Origin of the sequence: Saccharospirillum impatiens DSM 12546 (assembly GCF_000423605.1) — a bacterium.
GTDB classification, from domain to species: Bacteria; Pseudomonadota; Gammaproteobacteria; order Pseudomonadales; family Natronospirillaceae; genus Saccharospirillum; species Saccharospirillum impatiens.
In genome coordinates this window covers 112096-135080 of record NZ_AUIH01000011.1, presented here as the reverse complement: position 1 = coordinate 135080, position 22985 = coordinate 112096, and the positions used below count along the sequence as shown (strand labels likewise).

The window sequence follows — 22985 nt, the reverse complement described above, 5'->3', positions numbered from 1 at the left end:
GTGCTTATCAATGTGCTTATAGTTGGTCGATAATTGCCAGCGACGGTTCTGAACGATTCATGGTGTAGAAATGCAGGGCCGGAGCACCGGCACTGATCAGTTCCCGGCACAACCCGCTGACCACTTCCAGACCAATCGCCTGAATGCGAGCACTGTCGTCGCCGCAGGCTTCCAGTTGCTTGCGCAACCAGCGCGGAATGTCGGCACCGCAAGAATCGGAAAAACGGATCAGATTCGACACCTGAGTAATCGGCATGATGCCGGGTACGATGTCGATCTCGCAACCGCGCTTGCGCACTTCGCTGACGAAGTGAACGTAGGCATCCACGCTGTAAAAATACTGTGTAATAGCCGTATTGGCACCGGCCTTGGCTTTGTTGACGAAGTTGTCGACATCGCGATCGTAGTTAGGTGCCTGGGGGTGCATTTCGGGGTAAGCCGCGACCTCCAGTTTGAAGGTGTCGTTGTAGTGCTCGCGAATAAAGCGCACCAGGTCAGATGCGTACCGGAAGTCGCCACCGGTGCCACCCATGCCAGACGGCAAGTCGCCACGCAAAGCGACAATGCGGCTGATGCCTGCGTCTTTGTAGCGATCCAGCAATGCGGTGAGAGTGGCTTCTGTGGCGCCAATGCACGACAGGTGCGGCGCGGTCGGCACACCACGGCTGTTGAGTTCAATCACCGTGCTGATGGTGCGTTCTTGTGTGGAACCCCCGGCACCATAGGTGACCGAGAAAAATTCGGGATCGGCCGCTTTCAGTTCGCTGTGAACGTTCAGCAGTTTTTCATAGCCAGCGTCTGTCTTCGGTGGAAAAAACTCGAAGCTGACAGGAACGGAATTAGGCATGAGTTATCTTCTCTGGTCATTCCTGCTATGGAATCATGAGTCCGTGACAGCCACCGGGTGTACCTATCCGGGGTCGGCGTAAACCCGTCCATGGGGCCTAGACCGCAGCATCCCTGCTGCGGACTTCCCCGAATAGGTACACCCGGCAGCTGCCACTCTGTTCGGTGCTAGCATTAAATTCTAGCGTGGGTTTTTAGGTTTTTAGGTTTTTGGGTTCCGCCTGGGAGGCTAGCGACGGATGCCGGGTGTGTCCCTGTGGGGTAGTCCGCAACATGGATGTTGCGGCCTAGGCCCCATGGATGGGTTCACGCCGACCCCACAGGGACATACCCGGTGGCCGTTGCGGACTAATGCCTCTCAGACGACCCAAACGCCGAATTCAGCTCAGTATTTGTAGTCGTTTGGTTTGAACGGGCCTTCAACCGGTACCCGGATGTATTTGGCCTGGGTTTCGGTCAGGGTGGTGATGACACCGCCAAAACCGCGCACCATTTCCGCCGCGACTTCTTCGTCGAGTTTCTTCGGCAGAATTTTCACGTACAGTTTTTCGGCTTTCTGATCGGCCGGCAGGTCGGCGAACTTCTGCTCATAGAGATACATTTGTGCCAGTACCTGGTTGGCAAAGGAACCGTCCATGATACGGCTGGGGTGACCGGTGGCGTTGCCCAGGTTAACCAGGCGGCCTTCGGACAGCAGAATCAGATAGTCGTCGGCATCGTCAGAGCGGAAAATCTGGTGAACCTGGGGTTTGATTTCATCCCAGCGCCAGTTCTTGCGCATATAGGCGGTGTCGATCTCGTTGTCGAAGTGACCGATGTTGCTGACCACGGCGCCGTTCTTCAATGCTTTAAGCATGTTGGCGTCGCAGACATTGGTGTTGCCAGTGGTGGTGACGATCAGATCGGTGGTGCCGAGAACATCGGTGTTGATGCTGGCTTCGGTGCCGTCGTTGATGCCGTTCTTGTACGGGGAGACGACTTCAAAGCCATCCATGCAGGCTTGCATGGCGCAGATCGGGTCGATCTCGGTGATCTTGACGATCATGCCTTCCTGACGCAATGACGCAGCAGAGCCCTTGCCCACGTCGCCGTAGCCAATGACCAGTGCTTTTTTGCCGGCCAGCAAGTGGTCGGTGGCGCGTTTGATTGCATCGTTCAGCGAGTGGCGGCAGCCGTACTTATTGTCGTTTTTCGATTTGGTGACGGCGTCGTTGACGTTGATCGCGGGCACTTTCAGGGTGCCTTCTTCCAGCATTTCCAGCAGGCGGTGAACGCCTGTTGTGGTTTCTTCGGAAATACCGTGAATGTCGTTCAACAACTGTGGGTATTTGCCATGAACCATTTCAGTCAGGTCGCCACCGTCGTCGAGAATGATGTTGGCGTTCCAGACGTCGCTGCTTTCTTTTTCAGCCAGAATGGTTTGCTCGATGCACCACAGGAACTCTTCTTCGGTTTCGCCCTTCCAGGCAAACACCGGAATACCGGCGGCGGCGATGGCCGCGGCGGCGTGATCCTGAGTTGAGAAGATGTTGCACGACGACCAGCGAACCTCGGCACCCAGTTCAATCAGGGTTTCGATCAGTACAGCGGTCTGAATCGTCATGTGAATGCAGCCCATGATGCGCGCACCCTTGAGCGGCTGGTCGGCCTTGTATTTGTTGCGCAGGGCCATCAGTGCCGGCATTTCGTGCTCGGCGATGTTGATTTCCTTGCGGCCATAGGCGGCCAGTGAGATATCAGCGACTTTGTAGTCGGTGAAGGTATCCAGATTCACGGCGGTGGTCATAGTAGTCTCCTGAAAGAATGTTTTGAGTTGCGAGCGTCGAGTTTTTAGCTCACAGCTCGCAGCTAACAGCTCATAGCTTAAATCTTCGCGCCTGCTTTCAGCGCGTCTGCCTTGTCAGTTGCTTCCCAACTGAAACCCTCGCGGCCAAAGTGGCCATAGGCAGCAGTGGGGCGATAGATCGGGCGCAGCAGGTCGAGCATCTCGATGATGCCGCGCGGGCGCAGGTCGAAATGCTCGCGCACCAGATCGCTGATCAGGGTTTCGTCCACCTTGTTGGTGCCGAAGGTGTTGATTGCGATGGACGTCGGCTCGGATACGCCGATGGCGTAGGAGATTTGAATCTCGCATTTGTCGGCCAGGCCGGCCGCGACAATGTTCTTCGCCACATAGCGACCGGCATAGGCCGCCGAGCGGTCTACTTTGGATGGGTCTTTGCCGGAGAATGCACCGCCGCCGTGGCGGGCCATGCCGCCGTAGGTGTCGACAATGATCTTGCGACCGGTGAGGCCACAGTCGCCAACGGGGCCACCGATCACGAAGTTACCGGTTGGGTTGATGTGGTAACGGGTGTCACTGTGCAGCCATTCGGCCGGCAATACCGGCTTGATGATGTGCTCCATTACCGCTTCGCGCAGATCGCCTAGGCTGATGTCTGGATCGTGCTGGGTCGACAGTACAACGGCGTCAACAGCAACCGGACGCCCGTTTTCATAGCGCAGGGTGACCTGGGATTTGGCGTCTGGACGCAACCACGGCAGTACGCCGTTTTTACGCAGCTTGGCCTGGTGTTCGACCAGGCGGTGGCTGTAATAAATAGGCGCGGGCATGTAGGAATCGGTTTCGTTGGTTGCGTAGCCGAACATCAGGCCCTGGTCACCAGCGCCGAGGTCTTTGTTGTCGGCTTCATCAACGCCCTGAGCAATGTCGGCCGACTGTTTGCCGATACCGTTCAGTACCGCGCAAGACGCGCCGTCGAAGCCGACATCGGAACTGTCGTAGCCGATGTCGAGAATGACGCCACGAACGATGTCTTCCAGATCGACGTAGGTGTCGGTGCGGACTTCACCGGCGATGATCGCCATGCCAGTCTTGACCATGGTCTCCACGGCAACCCGGGCATTCTTGTCTTCGGTCAGAATGGCATCCAGGACGGCATCGGATATCTGGTCGGCCATTTTATCCGGATGGCCTTCAGAGACCGATTCGGAGGTGAAGAGGCTGTACTCGCTCATGGGCTGTGTTCCTCAGTTCAGCGACGTGAGTGGGTGTCCAGCGGTGGCATTTGCCTCGCTGGTATCAGTAAAAAGCGGTGTTTGCGGCGGTTTTCGGTAGACCTGAGTCTGCACCTGAAAACCGTTGCGCAGGGCCAAAAAGCGGCCTTGTTCGTGATCCAGCCCGGCCGATTCGGCCCACTGATGCAATTCATCCGGCTCAAACCCGAGCCACTGGTCGCCACACTGGTCGTGCGCCCATTCCTGATCGTGGTGGCACAGATCGGTAATCACCAGCAAGGCACCCGGCGCCATCAGTTGAGCGCAATTGATGACTTCCTGGCCGGGAGCCGGGACATGGTGCAAGACCATGTTATAGACCACGACGTCGAACTGTTCATCGTCGGCCCTCAGGCTTTCGGTATTGCCTTCGCGCAATTCAACATGGCGTAAATGCCGGGCCGGAATCCGGGCTTGTTCCAGCATGGCCGTCGAAATATCGATGCCGACCACCTGGCTGAAGCGATCGTTCAGTGCGGTCAGAAACTCACCTTTGCCAGGCCCGACTTCCAGTGCTCGCTGATGGGTTTGCTGGCGGCAACTGTCGAGCAGTTGCAGCGTTTCCGGCCCATATTGGTGAAACAGGGCGATGCGCTCCTGATGCAGCTCAAACTCGTCGGCGTGGTTGGCAAAGAACGCCTGGGCGGCATTCAGTCGCGCTGCCCGTATGTCGGCCAATTTACGTTGCAAATCTTCAGGCAGTTCATATTGGTCGAGTTCCCGGAACAGCTGCTGCTGAATCGACAGCTGGTCGCTCAGTGATCGACGATAATAGATGCTGTTGCCTTCCCGCCGACTCTCTACCCAGCCAGCTTTGCTCAGAATCTTCAGGTGGTGGCTCATGCCGGACTGGCGAACGTCGAGCAGGTCGCTCAGTTCGAGCACACCAAAGGCCCCATGGCCCAGTGCCTGCAGCACGGTCAAACGGGTCGGGTCGCCAATGGCTTTAAAGAAAGACGGTACTAGGTCCAGATTCATGGCGGCAAGACTAGCAGTGGCCTGCTGCTTTCTCAATAACTATATCAATATATTTTGATATAGATTGTGTTGGAAGCGGTGTCAAAGGCTATTCAGTGCGAATGTCGGCGCAAAAATGGCACTGGATGCTTGAATTTGTAATAATTCGAGACATAAATTATATGTCAGGCGACAGACGCTTTGCCCCCATCGGTTATTTTTGGGACAATTCCGCCCCCTCCCGGTGCCTGACCTTGCCAGCCGGGTGTCAGCCGCTCGCGAAAACCAACAGTCGAGGACTTTTCGATGCCGTCACGTAGTGAACTTGCCAATGCCATCCGTGCCCTGAGTATGGATGCTGTGCAAAAAGCCAAATCCGGACATCCGGGCATGCCGATGGGTATGGCCGATATCGCCCAGGTGCTGTGGTGTGATCACCTCAAGCACAACCCGACCAACCCGAAGTGGGTTGATCGTGATCGCTTTATCTTGTCCAACGGCCATGGCTCCATGCTGCAATATTCACTGCTGCACCTTGCCGGTTACGACCTGGGTATCGAGGATCTGAAACAGTTCCGTCAACTGCATTCGCGCACGCCCGGCCACCCCGAATACGGCTATACCCCCGGTGTTGAAACCACCACGGGCCCATTGGGTCAGGGCCTGGCCAATGCGGTTGGCTTTGCCATGGCTGAAAAAACGATGGCGGCGCAGTTCAACCGTAAAGGTCACACCATTGTTGATCACAACACCTATGTTTTCCTCGGCGACGGCTGTCTGATGGAGGGGGTGTCGCACGAGGTGTCCTCACTGGCGGGTACGCTCGGTTTGGGCAAACTGATCGCGTTTTATGACGACAACGGCATTTCAATCGACGGCGAAGTAGCTGGTTGGTTTACCGATAATACCGTTAAGCGCTTTGAAGCCTACGGCTGGCAGGTCATTCCCCGCGTCAACGGGCACGACCCGGAAGAAATTCAGCAGGCGATTGAAACCGCCCGGGAAAACACCGATCAGCCCACACTGATTTGCTGCAAGACCATCATTGGTTTTGGTTCCCCGAACAAAGAAGGCAAGGAATCCAGCCACGGCGCTCCGCTGGGTGACGACGAAATTACCCTGGCTCGCAAAAAACTGGGCTGGAAACACGGTGCCTTTGACATTCCGCAGGACATTTACGATGCCTGGGACGCCCGTGGCAAAGGTCGCAAGGCCGAGTCTGAGTGGGACGACCGTTTCGCGGAATACAAAGCTGCCTACCCGGACCTGGCCGCTGAGTTTGAGCGTCGCATGAGCGGCACCTTGCCTGCCGACTTCGACAAGATCGCCAATGACTACATTGCGAGTGTTAACGAAAAGGCGGAGACTATCGCCAGCCGCAAGGCATCGCAGAATGCCATTGAGGCGTTGGCGCCAAGCCTGCCGGAACTGCTCGGCGGGTCTGCGGATTTGGCCGGTTCCAACCTAACATTGTGGAGCGGTGCACGCGGCATTAGCCAGGCAGAGCCAGATGGCAATTACTGCTTCTACGGTGTTCGGGAATTCGGCATGACCGCCATTATGAATGGTTTGGTTCTGCACGGCGGCTTCCGCCCGTACGGCGCCACCTTCCTGATCTTTATGGAATACGCCCGTAACGCAGTGCGCATGTCGGCGCTGATGAAGCAGCCGCTGATTCACGTCTATACCCACGATTCGATTGGCCTGGGCGAAGATGGCCCGACCCACCAGCCGGTTGAGCAATTGTCCTCGCTGCGCCTGACGCCCAATCTCGATACCTGGCGTCCGGCCGATGCGGTCGAAAGTGCGGTGGCCTGGAAGTCGGCCATTCAAAGCAGCGACCGGCCGAGTGCGCTGGTGTTCTCGCGTCAGGGTCTGGCGCACCAAAAACGGTCAGCCCAACAACTGGCTGACATCGAACGGGGCGGATATGTGCTGAAAGACAGCAGCGGCACGCCAGCGGCGGTTCTGATTGCAACTGGTTCGGAGGTTGGCCTGGCCGTTGAAGCCGCTGAAGCACTGGAAGCCAAGGGCGTAGCGACACGCGTGGTATCCATGCCTTGCACCGAGCGCTTCGACGCTCAGGATGCTGACTACCGGAATGACGTCCTGCCTCAGGGTATCAAGCGGTTTGCAGTAGAAGCCGGCATCGCTGACTACTGGTTCAAGTACGTCGGTCTCGACGGTGCCGTTCTGGGTATGACCAGCTTTGGTGAATCGGCCCCTGCCGGTGACCTTTACAACCATTTTGGTATTACTTCTGACTCTTTGGTCAACTTGGTACAATCCTCGCTTTAATATTCCCGCCCAACGGAGTGGGCCAGTCGATCGGCTGGTCCACTCTGCGTGTTATCGTCTGAATCTGTGCGCATGGACCGCTGCCGGGGTTGTACGGTGATGCGCGCCAATTCAGCACATTGGACCTTACCCGGCAGCCGCGTTCGACAAGGCTCGATCAGGCGAGCAAGAGTCCCTATACTGATTGAAAACTAACCGCTAGGTCAAAAACGAGGGTTGCATGAAATTGGTTCGTATTTTCAGTGTTTTACTGGCTGTGAGCATTGGTTGGGTGCACGCCGAAGCGTTGCCAGCTGTGGCCTATTCCGATGGAGTGAAATTCGATAACTCCTTCAACGAAGCGGTTTTCCGCGAGGGAGTGACCCGATTCCAGTCAACCTTCGACATCGATGTGATGGAAGTTAATCCGTCGACATCAGATGCCTTCGAGTCCGCTTTGCGGGAACTGGCTAGCCAGGGCCGCAGCCCCATCGTTGCCGTTGGCTTCTCCTACGCACCCGCCTTGTCGGCCGTGGCCCCGGAGTTTCCCGATATTCAGTTCACCATTATTGATGCCGTCGTTGACGAACCGAATGTACAGTCACTGATCTTCAAGGAGTGGGAGGGCTCGTTTCTCGTGGGCGCTCTGTCGGCGATGAGAACCGGAGGGGCACCTCTGGGTTTTGTGGGAGGGATGGATCTGCCGTTCATTCGCGGATTCGCCTGTGGCTATGCCCAGGGAGCGCATTATGTAGACGATGACGCCCGGGTCATGGTGCGTATGATCGGCAACACCCCGGATGCCTGGTCCAACCCCGATCGCGGCAACGCACTGGCGCAGGAGTTGGTTGAGCGGGGCGCCGAAGTGCTCTATGCCGCCGCCGGCGGTAGCGGTATCGGCGTATACCAGGCCGCCAAAAGCAGCGGTAGCTACGCCATTGCCGTGGACTCTAATCAGAACTATCTGCACCTGGGCACCATGTTGACCTCCATGGTCAAACGGGTGGGTGTGGCCGCTTACACCAGTTGGGAGCAGGCTGTTAATGGCCAGTGGCAGCCTGGCGTCCAACAGCTGGGTCTGGCTGAGAACGGAGTAGACTGGTCGTTGGATATTTTCAATCGCCAACTGGTCACTCTGGATATGGAAAGAGACATGGCTCAGCTGCGGGAACGCATCATTGACGGTCGTATACGGGTGCACGACTATACAACGAACAGTCAGTGCCCGGTTCCGTTGCTGGAGGGTTAGCAGCCTGTGCCGGAGCTCTTCGCGATATATGAATCCAGGATGAATCAGCTGTGATTCTGACGATGTAATGACGAAGTGGCTGTGTATAATGCAACAGTTTGTTGCAAACGAGCTTTGCGGGGTTGACCAAACGGTCAGCTTTGCCTAGAGTGCTTCCAATGGCCCCTCAAGGGGTTCGTTGGGCGTATGCAAAACAACCATAACATTAACGCTGAAAGGGGATTCACCATGAAACCAATGCTGAAAGCGGCTGCTGCAGCTGTGCTGTCCTTTTCTGCTGCCATCGCCGCAGCGGAAGATTTTCAACCTGCGGTCGTTTATGACACAGCAGGCAAGTTCGACAAGTCTTTTAACGAAGCGGTATATCGCAACGGCGCTGAGATGTTCACCATGGACAAAGGCATTGCCGTCCGTGAATTTGAACCGCAGAACGAAGAGCAGCGTGAACAGGGTCTGCGTCGTCTGGCCGACCGCGGCTTCAGCCCGATCGTTGCCGTAGGCTTCAACTATTCATCGTCTGTTGAGAAAGTGGCTTCCGAGTTCCCTGACATTCAGTTCGCGATCATCGACTCAGTCGTGGATCTGCCGAACGTCCAGTCCATCGTCTTCGCAGAGCACCAGGGTTCTTTCCTGGTTGGTGCCCTGGCTGCTATGGCGTCTGAGACCGATGCTGTTGGCTTCGTCGGTGGTATGGATATTCCGCTGATTCGCAAGTTCGCCTGTGGTTATCAGCAGGGCGCCAAATACGTAAACAGCGATATCGAATACTTCGAGAACATGACAGGTTCAACTCCGGCGGCGTTCAATGACCCGGCGCGCGGTTCTGAACTGGCCAAGTCACAAATCTCCCAGGGTGCAGACGTGATCTTCGCTGCCGCTGGCGGTACCGGTATCGGTGTCTATCAGGCGGCGGCTGACGAAGGCGTTTACGCCATCGGCGTCGACTCTAACCAGAACTACCTGCAGCCTGGCACCATGCTGACCTCTATGGTCAAGCGTGTGGGTGTTGCAGCCTACGCCTCCTGGGAAGAAGCCCAGGCCGGTGAGTGGGAAGGTGGCATTAAGGTTCTGGATCTGGGTGCCGACGGTGTTGACTGGGCTCTGGACGAGTTCAACGAAGACCTGATCACTGAAGAAATGCAGACCCGTATGGACCAGATTCGCGCGGACATTGTGAACGGCACCATCACCGTTCATGACTACACTGCGACCAGCAGCTGCGATATCTGATCGTCTTGTGATCCTGTAAAAAAGGCCCCTGCCTGACGGCAAGTGTCTTTTTGCTGGGGTTGTGATTTGTCTTGATCACAACTCTTTCGGCCGGTTGCCGGGCTTGTCCCGGTGCCGGCCGATGTATTTAATAACGCCAGCCCCAAGGGGAGGGCGATATCCGGTTCGGACGATTTCCGGACCGAGTGAGACCCGGCGCGTGTTCGGCTACTCTCATAGCATACAGCGTTTCCATTAACCTCTACTGACCGGGTGACCCATGACTGCCCAGACCCAATCTGCTGCAGAATACGCCCTTGAGCTGCGCGGCATCGACAAGCACTTCGGTGCGGTACACGCCAACAAGAATATCGATCTTAAGGTCGAGAAAGGCACCATTCACGGCATCGTCGGCGAAAACGGTGCAGGCAAGTCCACCCTGATGAGCATCATCTACGGCTTTTACGAAGCCGATCAGGGAGACATTGCCATTGATGGCAGGGTGCTGAAAATAAAGGATTCCAAGACCGCGATTGCGTCGGGTATTGGCATGGTCCACCAGCATTTCATGCTGATTCAGAATTTCACGGCTCTCGAGAACGTCGTACTGGGCGCAGAAAGCGGCGAACTGATCGATGAGAGCCTGGATAAAGCACGTGCTGAATTGAACCGTTTGTCCGAAGAGTTCGGTTTGTCGGTACCACTGGACCAGCCTGTGGAAGAATTATCGGTTGGGTTCCAGCAACGCATCGAGATTCTCAAGGCGCTGTACCGCGGGGCTCGAATCCTGATTTTGGATGAGCCAACGGGCGTGCTCACGCCCCAGGAAACAGAGCATCTGTTCAAGGTGCTGGATTCATTGAAAGCCCAGGGCACGACCGTCATCCTGATTACGCATAAGCTGCGTGAAATTCTGGCGGCCACTGACAATGTCTCGGTTATGCGTCGTGGTGAGATGGTGGCCCATGTAAAAACGGCTGAAACCAATCAGGAAGATCTGGCCGAACTGATGGTTGGGCGCAAAGTATTGTTGCAGGTAGATAAAGGCGATTCAGCCCCCGGCGATGTCAAACTCTCGGTACATAATCTGAGCATGACCGACAGTGCCGGTGTCAAACGCCTCGATAACGTTTCATTGAATGTGCGTGCCGGTGAAATCGTCGGCATTGCCGGGGTGTCTGGCAATGGCCAGTCCGAACTGCTGGAAACCCTGGCGGGCATTACCCCGGTCGACAGCGGTAGCATCGACCTGAATGGTCACACCCTGGATGCCCGGCACCCGATGAACCCGTCTCAAGTGCGCAAAGCGGGCATCGGACACATCCCCGAAGACCGTCATCGCATGGGCCTGATCAATACCTTTTCAGCTTACGAAGCCTTTGTGCTCGGTTATCACCGCAACCATGAATACAACGGCGCCCTGACGATGAAGCAAGCGGCGATTATCGCCGACTGTAAAGAAAAAATGGAACGCTGGGATGTTCGCCCACAGGATCCCTACCTGAAAACGGCCAACTTCTCCGGCGGTAATCAGCAGAAACTGGTCATTGCCCGTGAGATTGAACAGAACCCGGATGTCCTGCTGATCGGGCAACCGACTCGCGGCGTCGATATCGGTGCCATCGAATCCATTCACAAGCGCATTCTCGAGATGCGTGATGCGGGCAAGGCAATTTTGCTGGTCTCGGTTGAACTGGATGAAATTCGCTCCCTGTCGGACCGCATTCTGGTGATGTTCGACGGTACTATCGTGGGTGAAGTCCCGGCTGACAAAGCCGACGAACGCACCCTGGGCCTGATGATGGCTAATATTGTTCCTGATGAAATTAAGGCATTGCAGGCGGAGGAACCAGCATGAGTCAACACCGTATACCCGCCTGGATCACGGTCGGGGTTATCCCCCTGGCCAACGTGGCTATGGCCGCGCTGGCCGCCGCTCTGGTGTTCTGGTATCTGAATATCAACCCACTTGAAGCGTTACAGGCCATGGTTTATGGCGCCTTTGGCAGCTCCTATGGCTGGGGCTATACCCTGTATTACATGACCAGTTACATCTTTACCGGGCTGGCTGTGGCCGTGGTATTTCAGGCTGGGATGTTCAACATTGGCGGTGAAGGCCAGGCCTACATCGGTGCATTGGGTGTCGGCCTGGTGTGCCTGGGTTTGGGTGGTCATGTGCCGCTCTTTGTGCTGTTACCGATCAGTATTATTGCCGCCTTTGTGTTCGGTGGTCTGTGGGCGCTGATTCCCGCCTGGCTGCAAGCCAAGCGCGGTTCGCACATCGTTATTACCACCATTATGTTTAACTTCATCGCCGCTTCGATGATGAACTACATCCTGATCAACTTTCTAAAACCGTCCGGTACCATGTCGGTGGAAAGTGCGGTCTTCGATCCTTCCTCGTGGATTCCGAAGATGCATGAGGCACTGGCGTTGATCGGTATTTCAATTGACCGGTCACCGCTTAACCTGTCGATGTTCTGGGCTTTGTTTGTCGCCTTTGCCGTGTGGTTTTTTCTGTGGCGTACGCGCTGGGGTTACGAAGTGCGAGCCATGGGCAGCAATGCGTCAGGTGCTCAGTACGGGGGCATCAGCATTCCGAAAACGGTCATAATGATCATGATCATAGGTGGCGGCCTGGCCGGGTTTATGGCGCTGAACGTGGTTCAGGGTGAAGCCCACCAGATCAAGCTCAATCTGGTCAATCAGATGGGCTTTACCGGTATTGCCGTGGCGCTGATGGGGCGCAACCATCCATTCGGCATCGTTATCGCCAGCTTGCTGTTTGGTTTCCTGACCCAGGGTGGCAGTGAGTTGCAGTTCGAATATTCGGTAGATGCGCGCATCGTCGTGGTGCTGCAAGGGTTGGTGATCCTGTTCTCAGGTGCCTTGCAAAACATGATGAAGCATCCGATTGAACGGCTCTATTTGCGGTTGTCCAGCAATCGCAAAAAGACCTCTGAAGAACTCGCGGCGGAGGCCTGATCATGGACGCATTTAACAGTATAATTCTGATTCTCGATGCCACCCTTCGTAATGCCACGCCGCTGATTTTCGCAGCCCTGGCTGGTATGTTTTCCGAACGCGCAGGCATTGTGAACATCGCGCTGGAAGGCAAGATCCTGATCAGTGCCTTTGCCGGCGCCTCGGCCGCTTACTACACCGGCTCTCCCTGGATGGGCTTGCTCGCGGGTATGATGGCGTCGGTTATGTTTGCCCAGTTGCATGCCTTTGCGACGGTTACTCACAACGGTGACCATGTGGTGTCTGGCCTGGCCATTAACATCCTGGCAGCCGGGCTGACCGCTGCTGTGGGCAACTACTGGTTCAGCCAAGGCGGGAATACGCCAAACCTGGTCAGTCGTGCCGATGAATTAAACGCCCGTTTCGAGCCCATTGTATTTCCGTTCGCGGAGGCCCTGGCCGATGTGCCCATCATCGGTGGTATCTATTCCGAGTTGCTGAGCGGCCATTACATTCTGGTGTATCTGGCGTTTTTAGCGGTTCCCCTGTGCTGGTTTGTGCTGTTTCGTACCCGCTTTGGACTGCGTTTGCGGGCGACGGGTGAAAACCCCCAGGCGGTGGATACCGCCGGGATTTCCGTAACAAAGGTTCGCTACCTGGCGTTGCTGGTGTGTGGCTTATTGGCCGGTTTTGCCGGTGTCTATCTGGCGGTGGCACTGACCGCCCAGTTCTCTCCAAACATGAGCGCCGGTAAAGGCTATATGGCCCTGGCCGCGCTGATTTTTGGCAAATGGCGACCCAAAACCACCATGCTTGCCTGTCTGCTGTTCGGTGCCTTGCAAGCCATTGCTGATCGCAGCCAGGGAGCCATCATTCTGGGCTTCGAAGTGCCGGTTCAACTGGTTGAAGCCTTGCCCTACATCCTGACTGTGGTGTTGCTGGGCGGCTTTATAGGGCGCGCGGTAGCGCCCAAGGCAATCGGCAAGCCCTACGTGAAAGAACGTGCCTGATCTGGCCGGGTAACCCCCGGTCGGTCTGGACGTGTGATTGAGACAAGAAGGTGGACCACCACCTCACCCGACCTGATTCGGGGTCTCACTGAGACCATCCCCCAAACTGGCTGGCGCCGGTACGGGGGATAACCGTGTTGTCAGGCTGTGCCTGAATGAGAGACTGCCACTATGAACACCATTCCTACGCTCGATTTACGCCGTTTCAAAACCGATCCCGAGGGCTTTGTTCAGGAGATGGGCGCTGCCTATCAGGCCTGGGGCTTTGCCGGCATTACCGGCCATGGTATCGACGCTTCGGTGGCGATCAATGCCCTGCGCGCCGCCGAAAAAGTGTTTGCGCAGCCCGACGCCACCAAGAAAGCCTATTTCAAGAACAACGGCGGCACCCGGGGTTACACTCCATTCGGGACCGAGATTGCCAAGAACGCCGAGCATGTCGATTTGAAAGAGTTCTGGCATGTAGGCCGGGAGATCGACGGCGAAGCACCGCACAAAGACCTGACTCCGAACGTCTGGCCGGAAGAAGTGCCCGAGTTCCAAGACGCCATGTTGCGGCTTTACTACGAACTGGATGCACTGTCGCAGGAGCTGCTGCAAGCCTTTGCCCTGTTTATCGGTGAAGACCGGCACTATTTCGACGAAAAGGTAAACTACGGCAACAGCATTCTTCGCCCGCTGCATTATCCTCCCATTACCGACCCCAACCTGCCGAACGTGCGCGCCGGTGCGCACGAAGACATTAACCTGATCACGCTGCTGGTCGGTTCCGAGCAGGAAGGGCTGGAAGTCAAGAACATGCGCGGCGAGTGGGTCGGCATCTCGATGATTGAAGGCACCATCATCTGTAACGTCGGCGACATGCTGCAGCGCCTGACCAACCACGTGCTGCCTTCAACCACGCACCGTGTCGTCAACCCCAAAGGCGAGGCTGGCAAGGTATCGCGGTTCTCCATTCCGTTCTTTGTCCACCCGAACCCGGGTACCTCGCTGGATGCACTGCCGCAGTGCGTCACCGAAGACAACCCAAAGCGCTACCCGCCCATCACCAGTGATGAGTACCTGATGGAACGGTTACGCGAGATCGGGCTGGTTAAGTAAAGATAGAGTGACTCAGGTTTCGGAGTTCGTTGCCGAGACTAGCAGCGGGTGCCGGGTGTGCCCCTGTGGGGAAGTCCGCAGCATGGATGCTGCGGCCTAGGCTCCATGGACGGATTTACGCCGACCCCACAGGGGCACACCCGGTATCCGGTGCGGACCAATGCCATCTAGCCGACCGAACTGCGAAACTTGAGTGGCCTCAGGCCCTCTCTCGCCCCGCCATGCAATGGCCTGCGTTAGAGGGGGATTGGCTTTTTCTCCAAGTCCCTCATACTGGGGAAGAGAATTTAGCCAAGCCACGCAGGTGCCCCATGTCGACATCCCCGATCAAACACGTTGCCATCACCGGCGGTACCCACGGTAACGAGCTTACCGGGGTGCATTTGCTCAAGCACTGGCGCAACAACCCCGAAGAAGTCTGCCGGGATGGGCTGGTGACCGAGTTGCATCTTGCCAACCCCAAGGCCAATGGTTGCAATCGGCGCTACCTCGATCAGGATCTGAACCGGCAGTTCAGCTGGGCAGACCTCTCTGACCACAGCCTCTGTGGCTATGAGCAGAACCGGGCCAAATCACTGAACACCTTGCTGGGCCCGAAAGACGCCCCCAGGGTCGACTTCATCATCGATCTTCACACCACCACCGCCAATATGGGAACGACCCTGGTGATCAAATCAGACGATGCGCTGGTGGTGGGCATGGCGTTTTACATCAAACAGCATATGCCGGAGGTCACGCTGTTTTATGAGCCGGAAGATCGCCTGAGCGATAACTTTCTGATCTCACTGGCGAAACACCATGGTTTGCTGGTAGAAGTGGGGCCGGTGCCTCAGGGCATGCTGCGCTGGGATGTGTTTGACAAAACGCGCCAGGCGACCCGCCTTGGGTTGGATTACCTGGCGGCTGTGCGCGCGGGCAATCAGCCGGAATTACCCGCGTCTTTGCCCGGGTTCCAGTTCGTCGAAAAGCTGAAGCTGCCAGAGAACGAACGCGGTGAACTGACGGCGATGATTCACCCCGATCGGCAAGACACCGATTACCAGCCCATTCAACCGGGCGACCCGCTGTTCATTACGCTGGAAGGTGAAACCCTGAATTATGAAGGCACCGAAACCTTGTACGGGGCCTTCATCAATGAAGCGGCTTATTATGATCAGCACATCGGGCTTAGCCTGATGCGTAAGATTGATATTCAAATGCCGGATTGATTGTGACTTTTTAGCTTTTGGTTTGGAGTTCGTCGCTGTAGCAAGCGCCGGATGCCGGAGATGCTCCTGTGGGGTAGTCCGCAGCACGGATGCTGCGGTCTAGGCTCCATGGATGGATCTACGCCGACCCCACAGGAGCATTTCCGGTAGTCGGAGCGGGCCATTGGCACACAGTTAGCCCAACAGAGGTATTAGATCTGCCCGAACTGGAAGCTGATGAACACGCTGGGGCCGGAAATGTCGCCAGCATCCAGGTTGTCGATCAGCGGTTCGCTGGTCAGCCGGTAGGCACCACCGATGCCGATTTCCAGAAAGTCGGTCACATTGACCTCGCCTGAGAGACTGAATTCGCTGACCAGGAAGTTGGCATCTTCATCGTTGCTGCCTCCGCTATCGACGATGGACACATTCCCCGCCCCCAGCAATACCTTGCTTTCCCAGTGCACCACCCGGTCGGGCTGGTGGGTATAGCCCATCAGCAAGCCCGCATAACCCATTTCCAGCTTGCGCCCGGTGTCGTCCCATTCCAGCTCATTGACCAGGCCATAACCCGCCCCGCCAATGATCAGTGAGTGGGCCCCGGACGTGAACGTAGCGCCACCCTCGCCACCGATCATCACGGCATTATCGCCGTTGACAGTCCCCAGCTTGACCACTGGCCCGCCAAAGCCCCCGGAGCGTGCATCCTCCATATCGATCAGCGCGGTTTTCGCGTGGGCAGAGAAGCTGAACAGCAGCAAAGCAGTGCCGAACAGAGTCGAGGCGATCAACGGGGAAGTGTGCATGGCGTGTCTCCACTATGAGCCAGTATGAAGCGAGTGTGATTCGAATATCCGGTGTTTACCAGTGGCGGAAGTCACGGCTTGAGACGGCTTTCCAGGTCGGCCAGCTGTTGCTCCAGATTCGCCAGTTGTTCACGCGTTCGTTGCAGGACGGCCTGTTGTGCATCGAACTCTTCACGGCTGACAACATCGAGTTTGCTCAACTGCGATTGCATCAGGCTGCGCAGGTTTTGGCGCACCTCACTGCGGGCTTGCTGGCCCTGGCTGAACAGTTCACTGGCCTGCCGGCTGATCTGGTCAAGTAAGTCTTCTGGCAATTTCATGACTGTGCTCCATCAGGGTGCTTTAGTGCCGCACACTTATTGTGCAGCGCTCCAATACGGTGCGTCACAATACGGTTTGTGACGCAGTTCAATGGCTAACTGCTTGATATTAAAGGATTAGTCGAGTTGGCACGAGCTTCGCTATATACCCTCCACGGATGAAACCAATCGCAGCCAACCGTTGCATTGGACATTGTAACTCGGGTGACCGGCTGTCGCACTGATCGCGATAGTCAAGCCCTCGGGCCGGTGCTGATTCTCAGCGCAACGGTGGAACCAACAGGAGTGAACGACATGAAACTCGTATCAGCCATTATCAAGCCCTTCAAGTTGGACGACGTCCGCGAAGCGCTGTCAGAAATTGGCGTTCAAGGCATTACCGTGACCGAAGTCAAAGGCTTTGGTCGTCAGAAAGGCCATACCGAACTCTATCGCGGTGCAGAGTACGTGGTCGATTTTCTGCCCAAGGTGAAGGTTGAGGTCGGCATTTCAGACGAACTGCTCGATCGCGCGATCGAATCCATTACCAAGGCCGCCAACACCGGCAAAATCGGTGACGGCAAGATCTTTGTGACCCCGCTGGAACAGGCGATTCGCATTCGTACCGGCGAAACAGGCAACGACGCGATCTGAGCCGGGTAGACTAACGGGAGAGACTGAAAAATGAACGAATTGACGCAAGTACAATACGCACTCGATACCTTTTACTTTCTGATTTGTGGTGCTCTGGTCATGTGGATGGCCGCTGGCTTTTCCATGCTCGAAGCCGGCCTGGTTCGTGCCAAGAACACCACTGAGATTCTGACTAAAAACGTCGCGCTCTATGCGATTTCCTGCACCATGTACCTGATCTGCGGTTACGCCATCATGTATGACGGTGGTTTTTTCCTGTCAGGCATTACTGAGATTGGCGACGGTTACTATTCACCGTCTTCTGACTTCTTCTTCCAGGTGGTGTTTGTTGCCACGGCCATGTCGATCATCTCCGGTGCGGTTGCCGAGCGGATGAAGCTGTGGGCGTTCCTGGTGTTTGCCGTCGTGATGACTGGCGTCATCTACCCGCTGGAAGGCTCCTGGACCTGGGGCGGTGCTGCCGTCTTTGGTATGTACACCCTGGGCGACCTGGGCTTCAGCGACTTTGCGGGTTCTGGCATCGTTCACATGGCAGGTGCATCGGCTGCACTCGCTGGCGTACTGCTGCTGGGTGCTCGTAAAGGCAAGTATGGCAAAAACGGCGAAATCAACGCGATCCCGGGCTCCAACCTGCCGCTGGCTACCCTGGGTACCTTCATCCTGTGGATGGGCTGGTTCGGGTTCAACGGTGGTTCGGTCTTGAAAGTGGCTGATGCCGAGAGCGCCAACGCCGTTGCTCTGGTGTTCCTGAACACCAACGCTGCTGCTGCTGGTGGTTCAATTGCCGCCCTGATCCTGGCACGCCTCTGGTTCAAGAAAGCGGATCTGACCATGGCCCTGAACGGTGCACTGGCTGGCCTGGTGGCTATTACGGCTGAGCCGTCTACGCCTACGCCTCTGCTTGCGACACTCTTCGGCGCATTGGGTGGTCTGTTGGTTGTGTTCAGCATCGTCACTCTGGATAAAATGAAGATTGATGACCCCGTCGGTGCGATCTCTGTACACGGCGTAGTCGGTCTGTTGGGTCTGCTGCTGGTGCCGATCACCAATCCTGATGCGGCAACCTTCTCTGGCCAGCTCATTGGTGCGCTGACCATCTTTGTCTGGGTCTTTGGTGCTTCGCTGGTTGTCTGGGGCATTCTCAAGGCGGTCATGGGCATTCGTGTGACCGAGGAAGAAGAATACGAAGGCGTCGACATTGCCGAGTGCGGCATGGACGCTTACCCTGAGTTCACAGGTTCAAAGTGATATCAGGCAAGCTGGACTGGTAACAGTCTGATCTTCAAAAAGGGCCTTCGGGCCCTTTTTTTGTGGGCGCTGAATATTGCCCGGCTGATGGGGCTGTCGAGGCAATCTGAGTGAACGAATTGTTAACGGCCAGACCGGTAGGGTATGCTCTGGGGGTGTCTCGGCTATTTCGTTACTCTGAGGAGTTCAGCATGAAGCTTGTTACCGCCATTATTAAACCGTTCAAACTCGACGATGTGCGAGAATCCCTCTCTGAAGTGGGTGTTCAGGGCATCACTGTCACCGAGGTTAAAGGCTTTGGTCGTCAGAAAGGCCATACCGAGCTGTACCGTGGCGCCGAGTATGTGGTCGATTTCCTGCCCAAAATCAAACTGGAAGTCGCTATCGACGATGCCAAGGTAGAATCGGTTATCGAAGCGATTTCCAAAGCCGCCAACACCGGCAAGATCGGCGACGGCAAAATCTTTGTGTCGTCACTGGAGCAAGTGATCCGCATTCGGACCGGTGAGACCGGCGAAGACGCGGTTTAGTCTGCGTCCCTTTCCAGACCGGTTATTCAGCCGGTCTGCTCATTCAGCTGTTCGCTTTCTTCTGCTCAATCAACCCATGCTTTCTCAACTGGCTGCGAAACTGATGGTAGCTAAGCCCCAGCGCTTCAGCAGCTTGCCCTTGATGTCGGCCATTGGCATCCAGTGCCCCTTCCAGTAACGCCACTTCGTACCGGCTCACCTGTTCACTGAAACTCTGATTTGGGTTGGCTGAAAAGCCAGTGCTTGTCGTTTCGTCTGCCGGTTGCCAGGGCGAGTGGAAGGGGTCGAGCACCAGATCATCAATGGGTTCCTGTTCATTCCCCCAGCGGTAAACGCTGCGCTCGATGGCGTTTTTCAGTTCACGGACGTTGCCGTAAAACGGGTGAGCAACAAGTTTTGTTCGTGCCCGGTCGGTAAACCCCGGAAACACTTCCCAGCCAAGCTCACTGCTCATTTGAATGCCGAATTGCTCGGCAAGCAGGGTGATGTCGTCATGGCGGTGGCGCAGCGGCGGTAGGGTGAGTACATCGAAGGCGAGGCGGTCGAGCAGGTCGGCGCGGAAGCGGCCTTCTGCGGCAAGGCCTGGCAGGTGCTCATTGGTGGCGGCGATGATGCGCACATCGACCGTAATGGTTTGCTGGCCGCCAAGGCGTTCAAATTCCCCGTATTCGATCAGCCGCAGCAGCTTCTCTTGCAGCGCTTGCGACATGTTGCCGACTTCATCGAGGAACAGACTGCCTTCGTGTGCCCGTTCAAAGCGGCCTTTGTGCAGGCGGGTGGCGCCTGTGAACGCGCCTGGTTCGTAACCGAACAGGTCGGCGTCGAGCAGGGATTCGCTGATGGCGCCGCAATTGATTTTGAGAAACGGTTGTTGCCAGCGCTGTGACAGAAAATGCAGCCGCTCGGCGATGAGTTCCTTGCCGGTACCCCGTTCGCCGATGACCAGAACCGGTCGGTTCAGCGGGGCCACCTGGGAGACCTGGTCGAGCAGGTCGGACAGCGCTGGGCTTTCACCAAGTATGCGTTGCGGGCTGCGCTCAGTCATGAATGAACTCATTAAGTGGTTTAAATAGCTAAATAATTTAGCTTATATAGCTATTTTAGGCCAGTGGCTTTTGGGGTGAAAACCAAAAAGTTCTTTAAAAACAAAGGGTTAAATAGTTGGCACGGTTACTGTAATAGGCAAAGGGTAATGCAAACAATCACTGACACTGTGCTGTAGCCAGGGATTTTCAGGAAATGAACCGCAGAGGGACAAGGTTATGTTTTTTTCGAACCCGCGCGCCCCGCTGTACATGGGGATGATTACCCTGAGCAGCGCGCTGGCCGTTTTAACCCACTTGGGTATCGGCGTACTGACGTTCGTCTGGATGACGATGCTGTACGAGAGCATTACCCAGTGGGTCGGACGGTCTTCAACCGACCGGTAAACCGGGCGAATGAATGGCCGGCACACTGTGAAAGTCTTTAGATAACAGGAGTACATCGCATGGGAATATTTTCGAGACTGACTGACATCGTCAATTCCAACCTGACTGCTTTGCTGGATCGCGCTGAGGATCCGCAAAAAATGATCAGGCTGATCATTCAGGAAATGGAAGAAACACTGGTGGAAGTACGCAGCAGTTCCGCGCGTATTATTGCCGACAAGAAAGACGCGCAACGTCGCCTCGACCGGCTGCACGGCGAAGTCGCTGAATGGGAAGCCAAGGCGACCCTGGCGCTGGAGAAGGACCGTGAGGATCTGGCCCGCGCGGCACTGGCCGAAAAGCAGGTGCTGGAGGAAGAAGAGGCGATCATTGAGCAGGAATTCAAGGCGCTGGATGAGCACCTTAAACAACTGTCCGGCGAAATTGGTCAGCTTCAACAAAAACTGACCGACGCCAAAGCGAAACAGAAAACCATGGTTATGCGGCATCAAACGGTGTCGAGCCGTCGCCGGGCTAAAGAACAGCTGTCGCGCGAATCACTGCAGGATGCGTTCGAGAAGTTTGAGCGCTATGAGCGCAAAATGGATTCAATGGAGAGCGAGATCGAGGCGATGGATCTGGGCAAGGATGGCCGCAGCGACCTGGCCGGTGAAATCGACGGACTGGTCCGGGACGACAGCGTCAACCTGGAGCTGGAACGCCTGAAAGCTAAAATGAAAAACCGCACGGAACAAAACTGAGCCCCGGGCTGACCTGAGTGGTCGGCCTGCAAGGAGTAAGGCATGCATTTTTTCGAATTTTTGTTTGTCCCAACCATTTTGTTTCTGGTGGTGGTGATGCCGATCTGGCTGGTGCTGGACTATCGCCACAAGGGGCGCACCCGACAGGGTTTGTCGGAAGATGATCAGGTTAAATTGGATGACCTGCTGCGCACACTCGATAAGGTCGTCGACCGGGTCGATGCCCTGGAAGGCATTTTGGACGAACGCAGCCCCCGCTGGAAGCGGGACCGCTAATACGTCGGAGAGACTCACATGACTAAGAAAGAATTCTGGCAGCGTCGTCGCGAAGGCTTCGGCATGAACCTGTACCGGAACAAGAAAGATGGCTGGCTGGGTGGTGTCTGCGCGGGTTTGGCTGATCACTTCAATATTGAACCCTGGATCGCCCGGCTGATTGTGGTGGCGGGGCTGATGTTCTTCGGATTCCTGACCATGCTGGCCTACATTGGCGCCTGTGTTGCTATGGCGCCGCGTCCAAAGGGTCCGGTTCAGCAGGAGTTTCAATACGACGAAAACAGTCATCAGGACCGGCCGCGTAATCTGTTTCGCTACGGCGAGAGCCCGAGCGAGCGGCTCAGTACGGCTAGGGAACGACTGAACCGGACGCTGAGCCGGGTTGAACGAATGGAGCAATACGTCACTTCAAAGCGCTACGAACTTGACCGGGAATTCTCGAAAATTCAGGATTGAAGGACAGGTCTGTCTGACTGGCTCGTGCCCGTGCATTGCGGTACAGTGCGGCCAGTCCATTCAAGCCTGTCTATCAAAGAGAACCCGCTGTGACGCACCGCCCCGATGAGCCACCAGCCGACCAAACTCCGGTCTCTGGCTGGCGCGACGCCATACGCCGGCCCACCTTTTGGGTCGTGCTTGTCTTACTGATTGGCTTTGTGTATTTGCAATGGCCAAGCCGCCTTAAACCCATCGATCAGCCCGATTACGTGTCCACCACGGTCAACGATGCCATAACGATTGAATGGGAAGCCAGCCCCAGCGCCCAATCAGACCCAGGCACTGATACCGAGGCCTGGTTCCTGCGACGTCGCGGCATGGATTTTCTGGTGCAAACGGGCGATTTGACGCAGCCCTTGCCCGAGCTGGCGGAGCGCATGCTGGCAACCGACCGCGAACAGGTCGCGGGCGATGTGTATGAACCCTTGCAGAGCAGTGGGTTGACCGCACGGTATGCCCTGTATGACGCCGAGAACCGGATTCAGCGCCACCGGCTCTATGCGACAGACGCGGGCTGGGTAAAAATATCGGTGTTGTACAAAGGCCAGAATGAAGAGCGTGAGGCCCGGGCACAGCGGTTCATCAACCGGGTGACGCGACTGCAGTGAATGCCTGATCGGAGCCGCTGGTCTGACAGCGGCCTGCTC

Annotated in this window: 23 protein-coding genes; 16 read left to right on the top strand and 7 right to left on the bottom strand. The window is 56.2% G+C overall.

The window, feature by feature from the left end:
- Nucleotides 1-16: 16 nt before the first annotated feature.
- From metF to G565_RS23710, 4 genes are all read right to left on the bottom strand, one after another.
- Nucleotides 17-847: a methylenetetrahydrofolate reductase [NAD(P)H] gene (gene metF, locus G565_RS0110005; RefSeq protein ID WP_028670801.1), complete on the bottom strand. Its 831-nt coding sequence runs from the start codon at nucleotides 845-847 to the stop codon at nucleotides 17-19.
- Between the two features lie 384 nt (nucleotides 848-1231).
- Nucleotides 1232-2632: an adenosylhomocysteinase gene (gene ahcY / locus G565_RS0110000; protein ID WP_028670800.1), complete on the bottom strand. Its 1401-nt coding sequence runs from the start codon at nucleotides 2630-2632 to the stop codon at nucleotides 1232-1234.
- 77 nt (nucleotides 2633-2709) lie between these two features.
- The gene (gene metK, locus G565_RS0109995; RefSeq protein WP_028670799.1) at nucleotides 2710-3864 is read right to left on the bottom strand and encodes a methionine adenosyltransferase; all 1155 of its coding nucleotides are present in this window, start codon (nucleotides 3862-3864) and stop codon (nucleotides 2710-2712) included.
- Between the two features lie 12 nt (nucleotides 3865-3876).
- Nucleotides 3877-4881, bottom strand: a complete 1005-nt coding sequence (locus tag G565_RS23710) for a metalloregulator ArsR/SmtB family transcription factor (protein ID WP_051207732.1) — start codon at nucleotides 4879-4881, stop codon at nucleotides 3877-3879.
- A gap of 285 nt (nucleotides 4882-5166) precedes the next feature.
- Here G565_RS23710 and tkt point away from each other — a divergent pair, with 285 nt between their 5' ends.
- The 8 genes from tkt (at nucleotide 5167) to G565_RS0109950 (ending at nucleotide 15878) form a co-directional block, all read left to right on the top strand.
- A complete protein-coding gene (gene tkt / locus G565_RS0109985) occupies nucleotides 5167-7158 on the top strand; it encodes a transketolase (protein WP_028670798.1) in 1992 nt (663 codons plus the stop codon).
- 220 nt (nucleotides 7159-7378) lie between these two features.
- The gene (locus G565_RS0109980; RefSeq protein ID WP_028670797.1) at nucleotides 7379-8386 is read left to right on the top strand and encodes a BMP family lipoprotein; all 1008 of its coding nucleotides are present in this window, start codon (nucleotides 7379-7381) and stop codon (nucleotides 8384-8386) included.
- Nucleotides 8387-8614: 228 nt separating this feature from the next.
- The gene (locus G565_RS0109975; RefSeq protein ID WP_028670796.1) at nucleotides 8615-9616 is read left to right on the top strand and encodes a BMP family lipoprotein; all 1002 of its coding nucleotides are present in this window, start codon (nucleotides 8615-8617) and stop codon (nucleotides 9614-9616) included.
- 259 nt (nucleotides 9617-9875) lie between these two features.
- On the top strand, nucleotides 9876-11453 hold the full coding sequence (locus G565_RS0109970) for an ABC transporter ATP-binding protein (protein ID WP_028670795.1): 1578 nt from the start codon (nucleotides 9876-9878) through the stop codon (nucleotides 11451-11453).
- Nucleotides 11450-12580 carry an ABC transporter permease gene (locus tag G565_RS0109965; RefSeq protein ID WP_028670794.1) on the top strand — a complete coding sequence of 377 codons (1131 nt, stop codon included), beginning with the start codon at nucleotides 11450-11452 and terminating at the stop codon, nucleotides 12578-12580. Before G565_RS0109970 ends, G565_RS0109965 begins: the two co-directional genes overlap by 4 nt.
- Before the next feature lie 2 nt (nucleotides 12581-12582).
- Nucleotides 12583-13569, top strand: a complete 987-nt coding sequence (locus G565_RS0109960) for an ABC transporter permease (protein WP_028670793.1) — start codon at nucleotides 12583-12585, stop codon at nucleotides 13567-13569.
- Nucleotides 13570-13740: 171 nt separating this feature from the next.
- Complete coding sequence (locus G565_RS0109955) at nucleotides 13741-14670, top strand: isopenicillin N synthase family dioxygenase (RefSeq protein WP_028670792.1); 930 nt, start codon at nucleotides 13741-13743, stop codon at nucleotides 14668-14670.
- A 311-nt stretch (nucleotides 14671-14981) separates the two neighbouring features.
- The gene (locus tag G565_RS0109950) at nucleotides 14982-15878 is read left to right on the top strand and encodes an aspartoacylase (protein WP_028670791.1); all 897 of its coding nucleotides are present in this window, start codon (nucleotides 14982-14984) and stop codon (nucleotides 15876-15878) included.
- Between the two features lie 191 nt (nucleotides 15879-16069).
- Here G565_RS0109950 and G565_RS0109945 read toward each other — a convergent pair whose 3' ends face one another.
- Together G565_RS0109945 and G565_RS0109940 are read right to left on the bottom strand one after the other, a co-directional pair.
- Complete coding sequence (locus tag G565_RS0109945; protein WP_028670790.1) at nucleotides 16070-16663, bottom strand: hypothetical protein; 594 nt, start codon at nucleotides 16661-16663, stop codon at nucleotides 16070-16072.
- 71 nt (nucleotides 16664-16734) lie between these two features.
- Complete coding sequence (locus tag G565_RS0109940; RefSeq protein WP_028670789.1) at nucleotides 16735-16983, bottom strand: accessory factor UbiK family protein; 249 nt, start codon at nucleotides 16981-16983, stop codon at nucleotides 16735-16737.
- A 294-nt stretch (nucleotides 16984-17277) separates the two neighbouring features.
- On the opposite strand from G565_RS0109940, the gene glnK (G565_RS0109935) reads away from it, so the two are divergent.
- The 3 genes from glnK (G565_RS0109935) (at nucleotide 17278) to glnK (G565_RS0109925) (ending at nucleotide 19394) form a co-directional block, all read left to right on the top strand.
- The gene (gene glnK, locus G565_RS0109935; RefSeq protein ID WP_028670788.1) at nucleotides 17278-17616 is read left to right on the top strand and encodes a P-II family nitrogen regulator; all 339 of its coding nucleotides are present in this window, start codon (nucleotides 17278-17280) and stop codon (nucleotides 17614-17616) included.
- Between the two features lie 30 nt (nucleotides 17617-17646).
- The gene (locus G565_RS0109930; protein ID WP_028670787.1) at nucleotides 17647-18864 is read left to right on the top strand and encodes an ammonium transporter; all 1218 of its coding nucleotides are present in this window, start codon (nucleotides 17647-17649) and stop codon (nucleotides 18862-18864) included.
- 191 nt (nucleotides 18865-19055) lie between these two features.
- Complete coding sequence (gene glnK / locus G565_RS0109925) at nucleotides 19056-19394, top strand: P-II family nitrogen regulator (protein ID WP_028670786.1); 339 nt, start codon at nucleotides 19056-19058, stop codon at nucleotides 19392-19394.
- Nucleotides 19395-19437: 43 nt separating this feature from the next.
- Here glnK (G565_RS0109925) and pspF read toward each other — a convergent pair whose 3' ends face one another.
- Complete coding sequence (gene pspF / locus G565_RS0109920) at nucleotides 19438-20439, bottom strand: phage shock protein operon transcriptional activator (protein WP_028670785.1); 1002 nt, start codon at nucleotides 20437-20439, stop codon at nucleotides 19438-19440.
- A 217-nt stretch (nucleotides 20440-20656) separates the two neighbouring features.
- Here pspF and G565_RS26760 point away from each other — a divergent pair, with 217 nt between their 5' ends.
- The 5 genes from G565_RS26760 (at nucleotide 20657) to G565_RS0109895 (ending at nucleotide 22946) form a co-directional block, all read left to right on the top strand.
- A complete protein-coding gene (locus G565_RS26760) occupies nucleotides 20657-20824 on the top strand; it encodes a hypothetical protein (RefSeq protein WP_157600046.1) in 168 nt (55 codons plus the stop codon).
- 59 nt (nucleotides 20825-20883) lie between these two features.
- Entirely contained in the window at nucleotides 20884-21564 is a 681-nt protein-coding gene (gene pspA / locus G565_RS0109910; RefSeq protein ID WP_028670784.1) for a phage shock protein PspA, read from the top strand.
- A gap of 42 nt (nucleotides 21565-21606) precedes the next feature.
- Entirely contained in the window at nucleotides 21607-21840 is a 234-nt protein-coding gene (gene pspB, locus G565_RS0109905; protein WP_028670783.1) for an envelope stress response membrane protein PspB, read from the top strand.
- 18 nt (nucleotides 21841-21858) lie between these two features.
- Nucleotides 21859-22296: an envelope stress response membrane protein PspC gene (pspC, locus tag G565_RS0109900; RefSeq protein ID WP_028670782.1), complete on the top strand. Its 438-nt coding sequence runs from the start codon at nucleotides 21859-21861 to the stop codon at nucleotides 22294-22296.
- An 89-nt stretch (nucleotides 22297-22385) separates the two neighbouring features.
- A complete protein-coding gene (locus G565_RS0109895) occupies nucleotides 22386-22946 on the top strand; it encodes a hypothetical protein (protein WP_028670781.1) in 561 nt (186 codons plus the stop codon).
- Nucleotides 22947-22985: the final 39 nt, after the last annotated feature.

Excerpts from the sequence above, each read along its gene's own strand:
- G565_RS0109970 (WP_028670795.1), top strand. The coding sequence starts at position 9,876 with ATGACTGCCCAGACCCAATCTGCTGCAGAATACGCCCTTGAGCTGCGC.
- G565_RS0109940 (WP_028670789.1), bottom strand. The coding sequence starts at position 16,983 with ATGAAATTGCCAGAAGACTTACTTGACCAGATCAGCCGGCAGGCCAGT.
- G565_RS0109965 (WP_028670794.1), top strand. The coding sequence starts at position 11,450 with ATGAGTCAACACCGTATACCCGCCTGGATCACGGTCGGGGTTATCCCC.
- G565_RS0109930 (WP_028670787.1), top strand. The coding sequence starts at position 17,647 with ATGAACGAATTGACGCAAGTACAATACGCACTCGATACCTTTTACTTT.
- pspA (WP_028670784.1), top strand. The coding sequence starts at position 20,884 with ATGGGAATATTTTCGAGACTGACTGACATCGTCAATTCCAACCTGACT.
- G565_RS0109945 (WP_028670790.1), bottom strand. The coding sequence starts at position 16,663 with ATGCACACTTCCCCGTTGATCGCCTCGACTCTGTTCGGCACTGCTTTG.
- G565_RS0109980 (WP_028670797.1), top strand. The coding sequence starts at position 7,379 with ATGAAATTGGTTCGTATTTTCAGTGTTTTACTGGCTGTGAGCATTGGT.
- G565_RS0109950 (WP_028670791.1), top strand. The coding sequence starts at position 14,982 with ATGTCGACATCCCCGATCAAACACGTTGCCATCACCGGCGGTACCCAC.
- G565_RS26760 (WP_157600046.1), top strand. The coding sequence starts at position 20,657 with ATGTTTTTTTCGAACCCGCGCGCCCCGCTGTACATGGGGATGATTACC.
- glnK (WP_028670786.1), top strand. The coding sequence starts at position 19,056 with ATGAAGCTTGTTACCGCCATTATTAAACCGTTCAAACTCGACGATGTG.
- metK (WP_028670799.1), bottom strand. The coding sequence starts at position 3,864 with ATGAGCGAGTACAGCCTCTTCACCTCCGAATCGGTCTCTGAAGGCCAT.
- pspC (WP_028670782.1), top strand. The coding sequence starts at position 21,859 with ATGACTAAGAAAGAATTCTGGCAGCGTCGTCGCGAAGGCTTCGGCATG.
- metF (WP_028670801.1), bottom strand. The coding sequence starts at position 847 with ATGCCTAATTCCGTTCCTGTCAGCTTCGAGTTTTTTCCACCGAAGACA.
- tkt (WP_028670798.1), top strand. The coding sequence starts at position 5,167 with ATGCCGTCACGTAGTGAACTTGCCAATGCCATCCGTGCCCTGAGTATG.
- pspF (WP_028670785.1), bottom strand. The coding sequence starts at position 20,439 with ATGACTGAGCGCAGCCCGCAACGCATACTTGGTGAAAGCCCAGCGCTG.
- G565_RS0109955 (WP_028670792.1), top strand. The coding sequence starts at position 13,741 with ATGAACACCATTCCTACGCTCGATTTACGCCGTTTCAAAACCGATCCC.
- G565_RS0109975 (WP_028670796.1), top strand. The coding sequence starts at position 8,615 with ATGAAACCAATGCTGAAAGCGGCTGCTGCAGCTGTGCTGTCCTTTTCT.
- G565_RS0109960 (WP_028670793.1), top strand. The coding sequence starts at position 12,583 with ATGGACGCATTTAACAGTATAATTCTGATTCTCGATGCCACCCTTCGT.
- pspB (WP_028670783.1), top strand. The coding sequence starts at position 21,607 with ATGCATTTTTTCGAATTTTTGTTTGTCCCAACCATTTTGTTTCTGGTG.
- glnK (WP_028670788.1), top strand. The coding sequence starts at position 17,278 with ATGAAACTCGTATCAGCCATTATCAAGCCCTTCAAGTTGGACGACGTC.
- G565_RS23710 (WP_051207732.1), bottom strand. The coding sequence starts at position 4,881 with ATGAATCTGGACCTAGTACCGTCTTTCTTTAAAGCCATTGGCGACCCG.
- ahcY (WP_028670800.1), bottom strand. The coding sequence starts at position 2,632 with ATGACCACCGCCGTGAATCTGGATACCTTCACCGACTACAAAGTCGCT.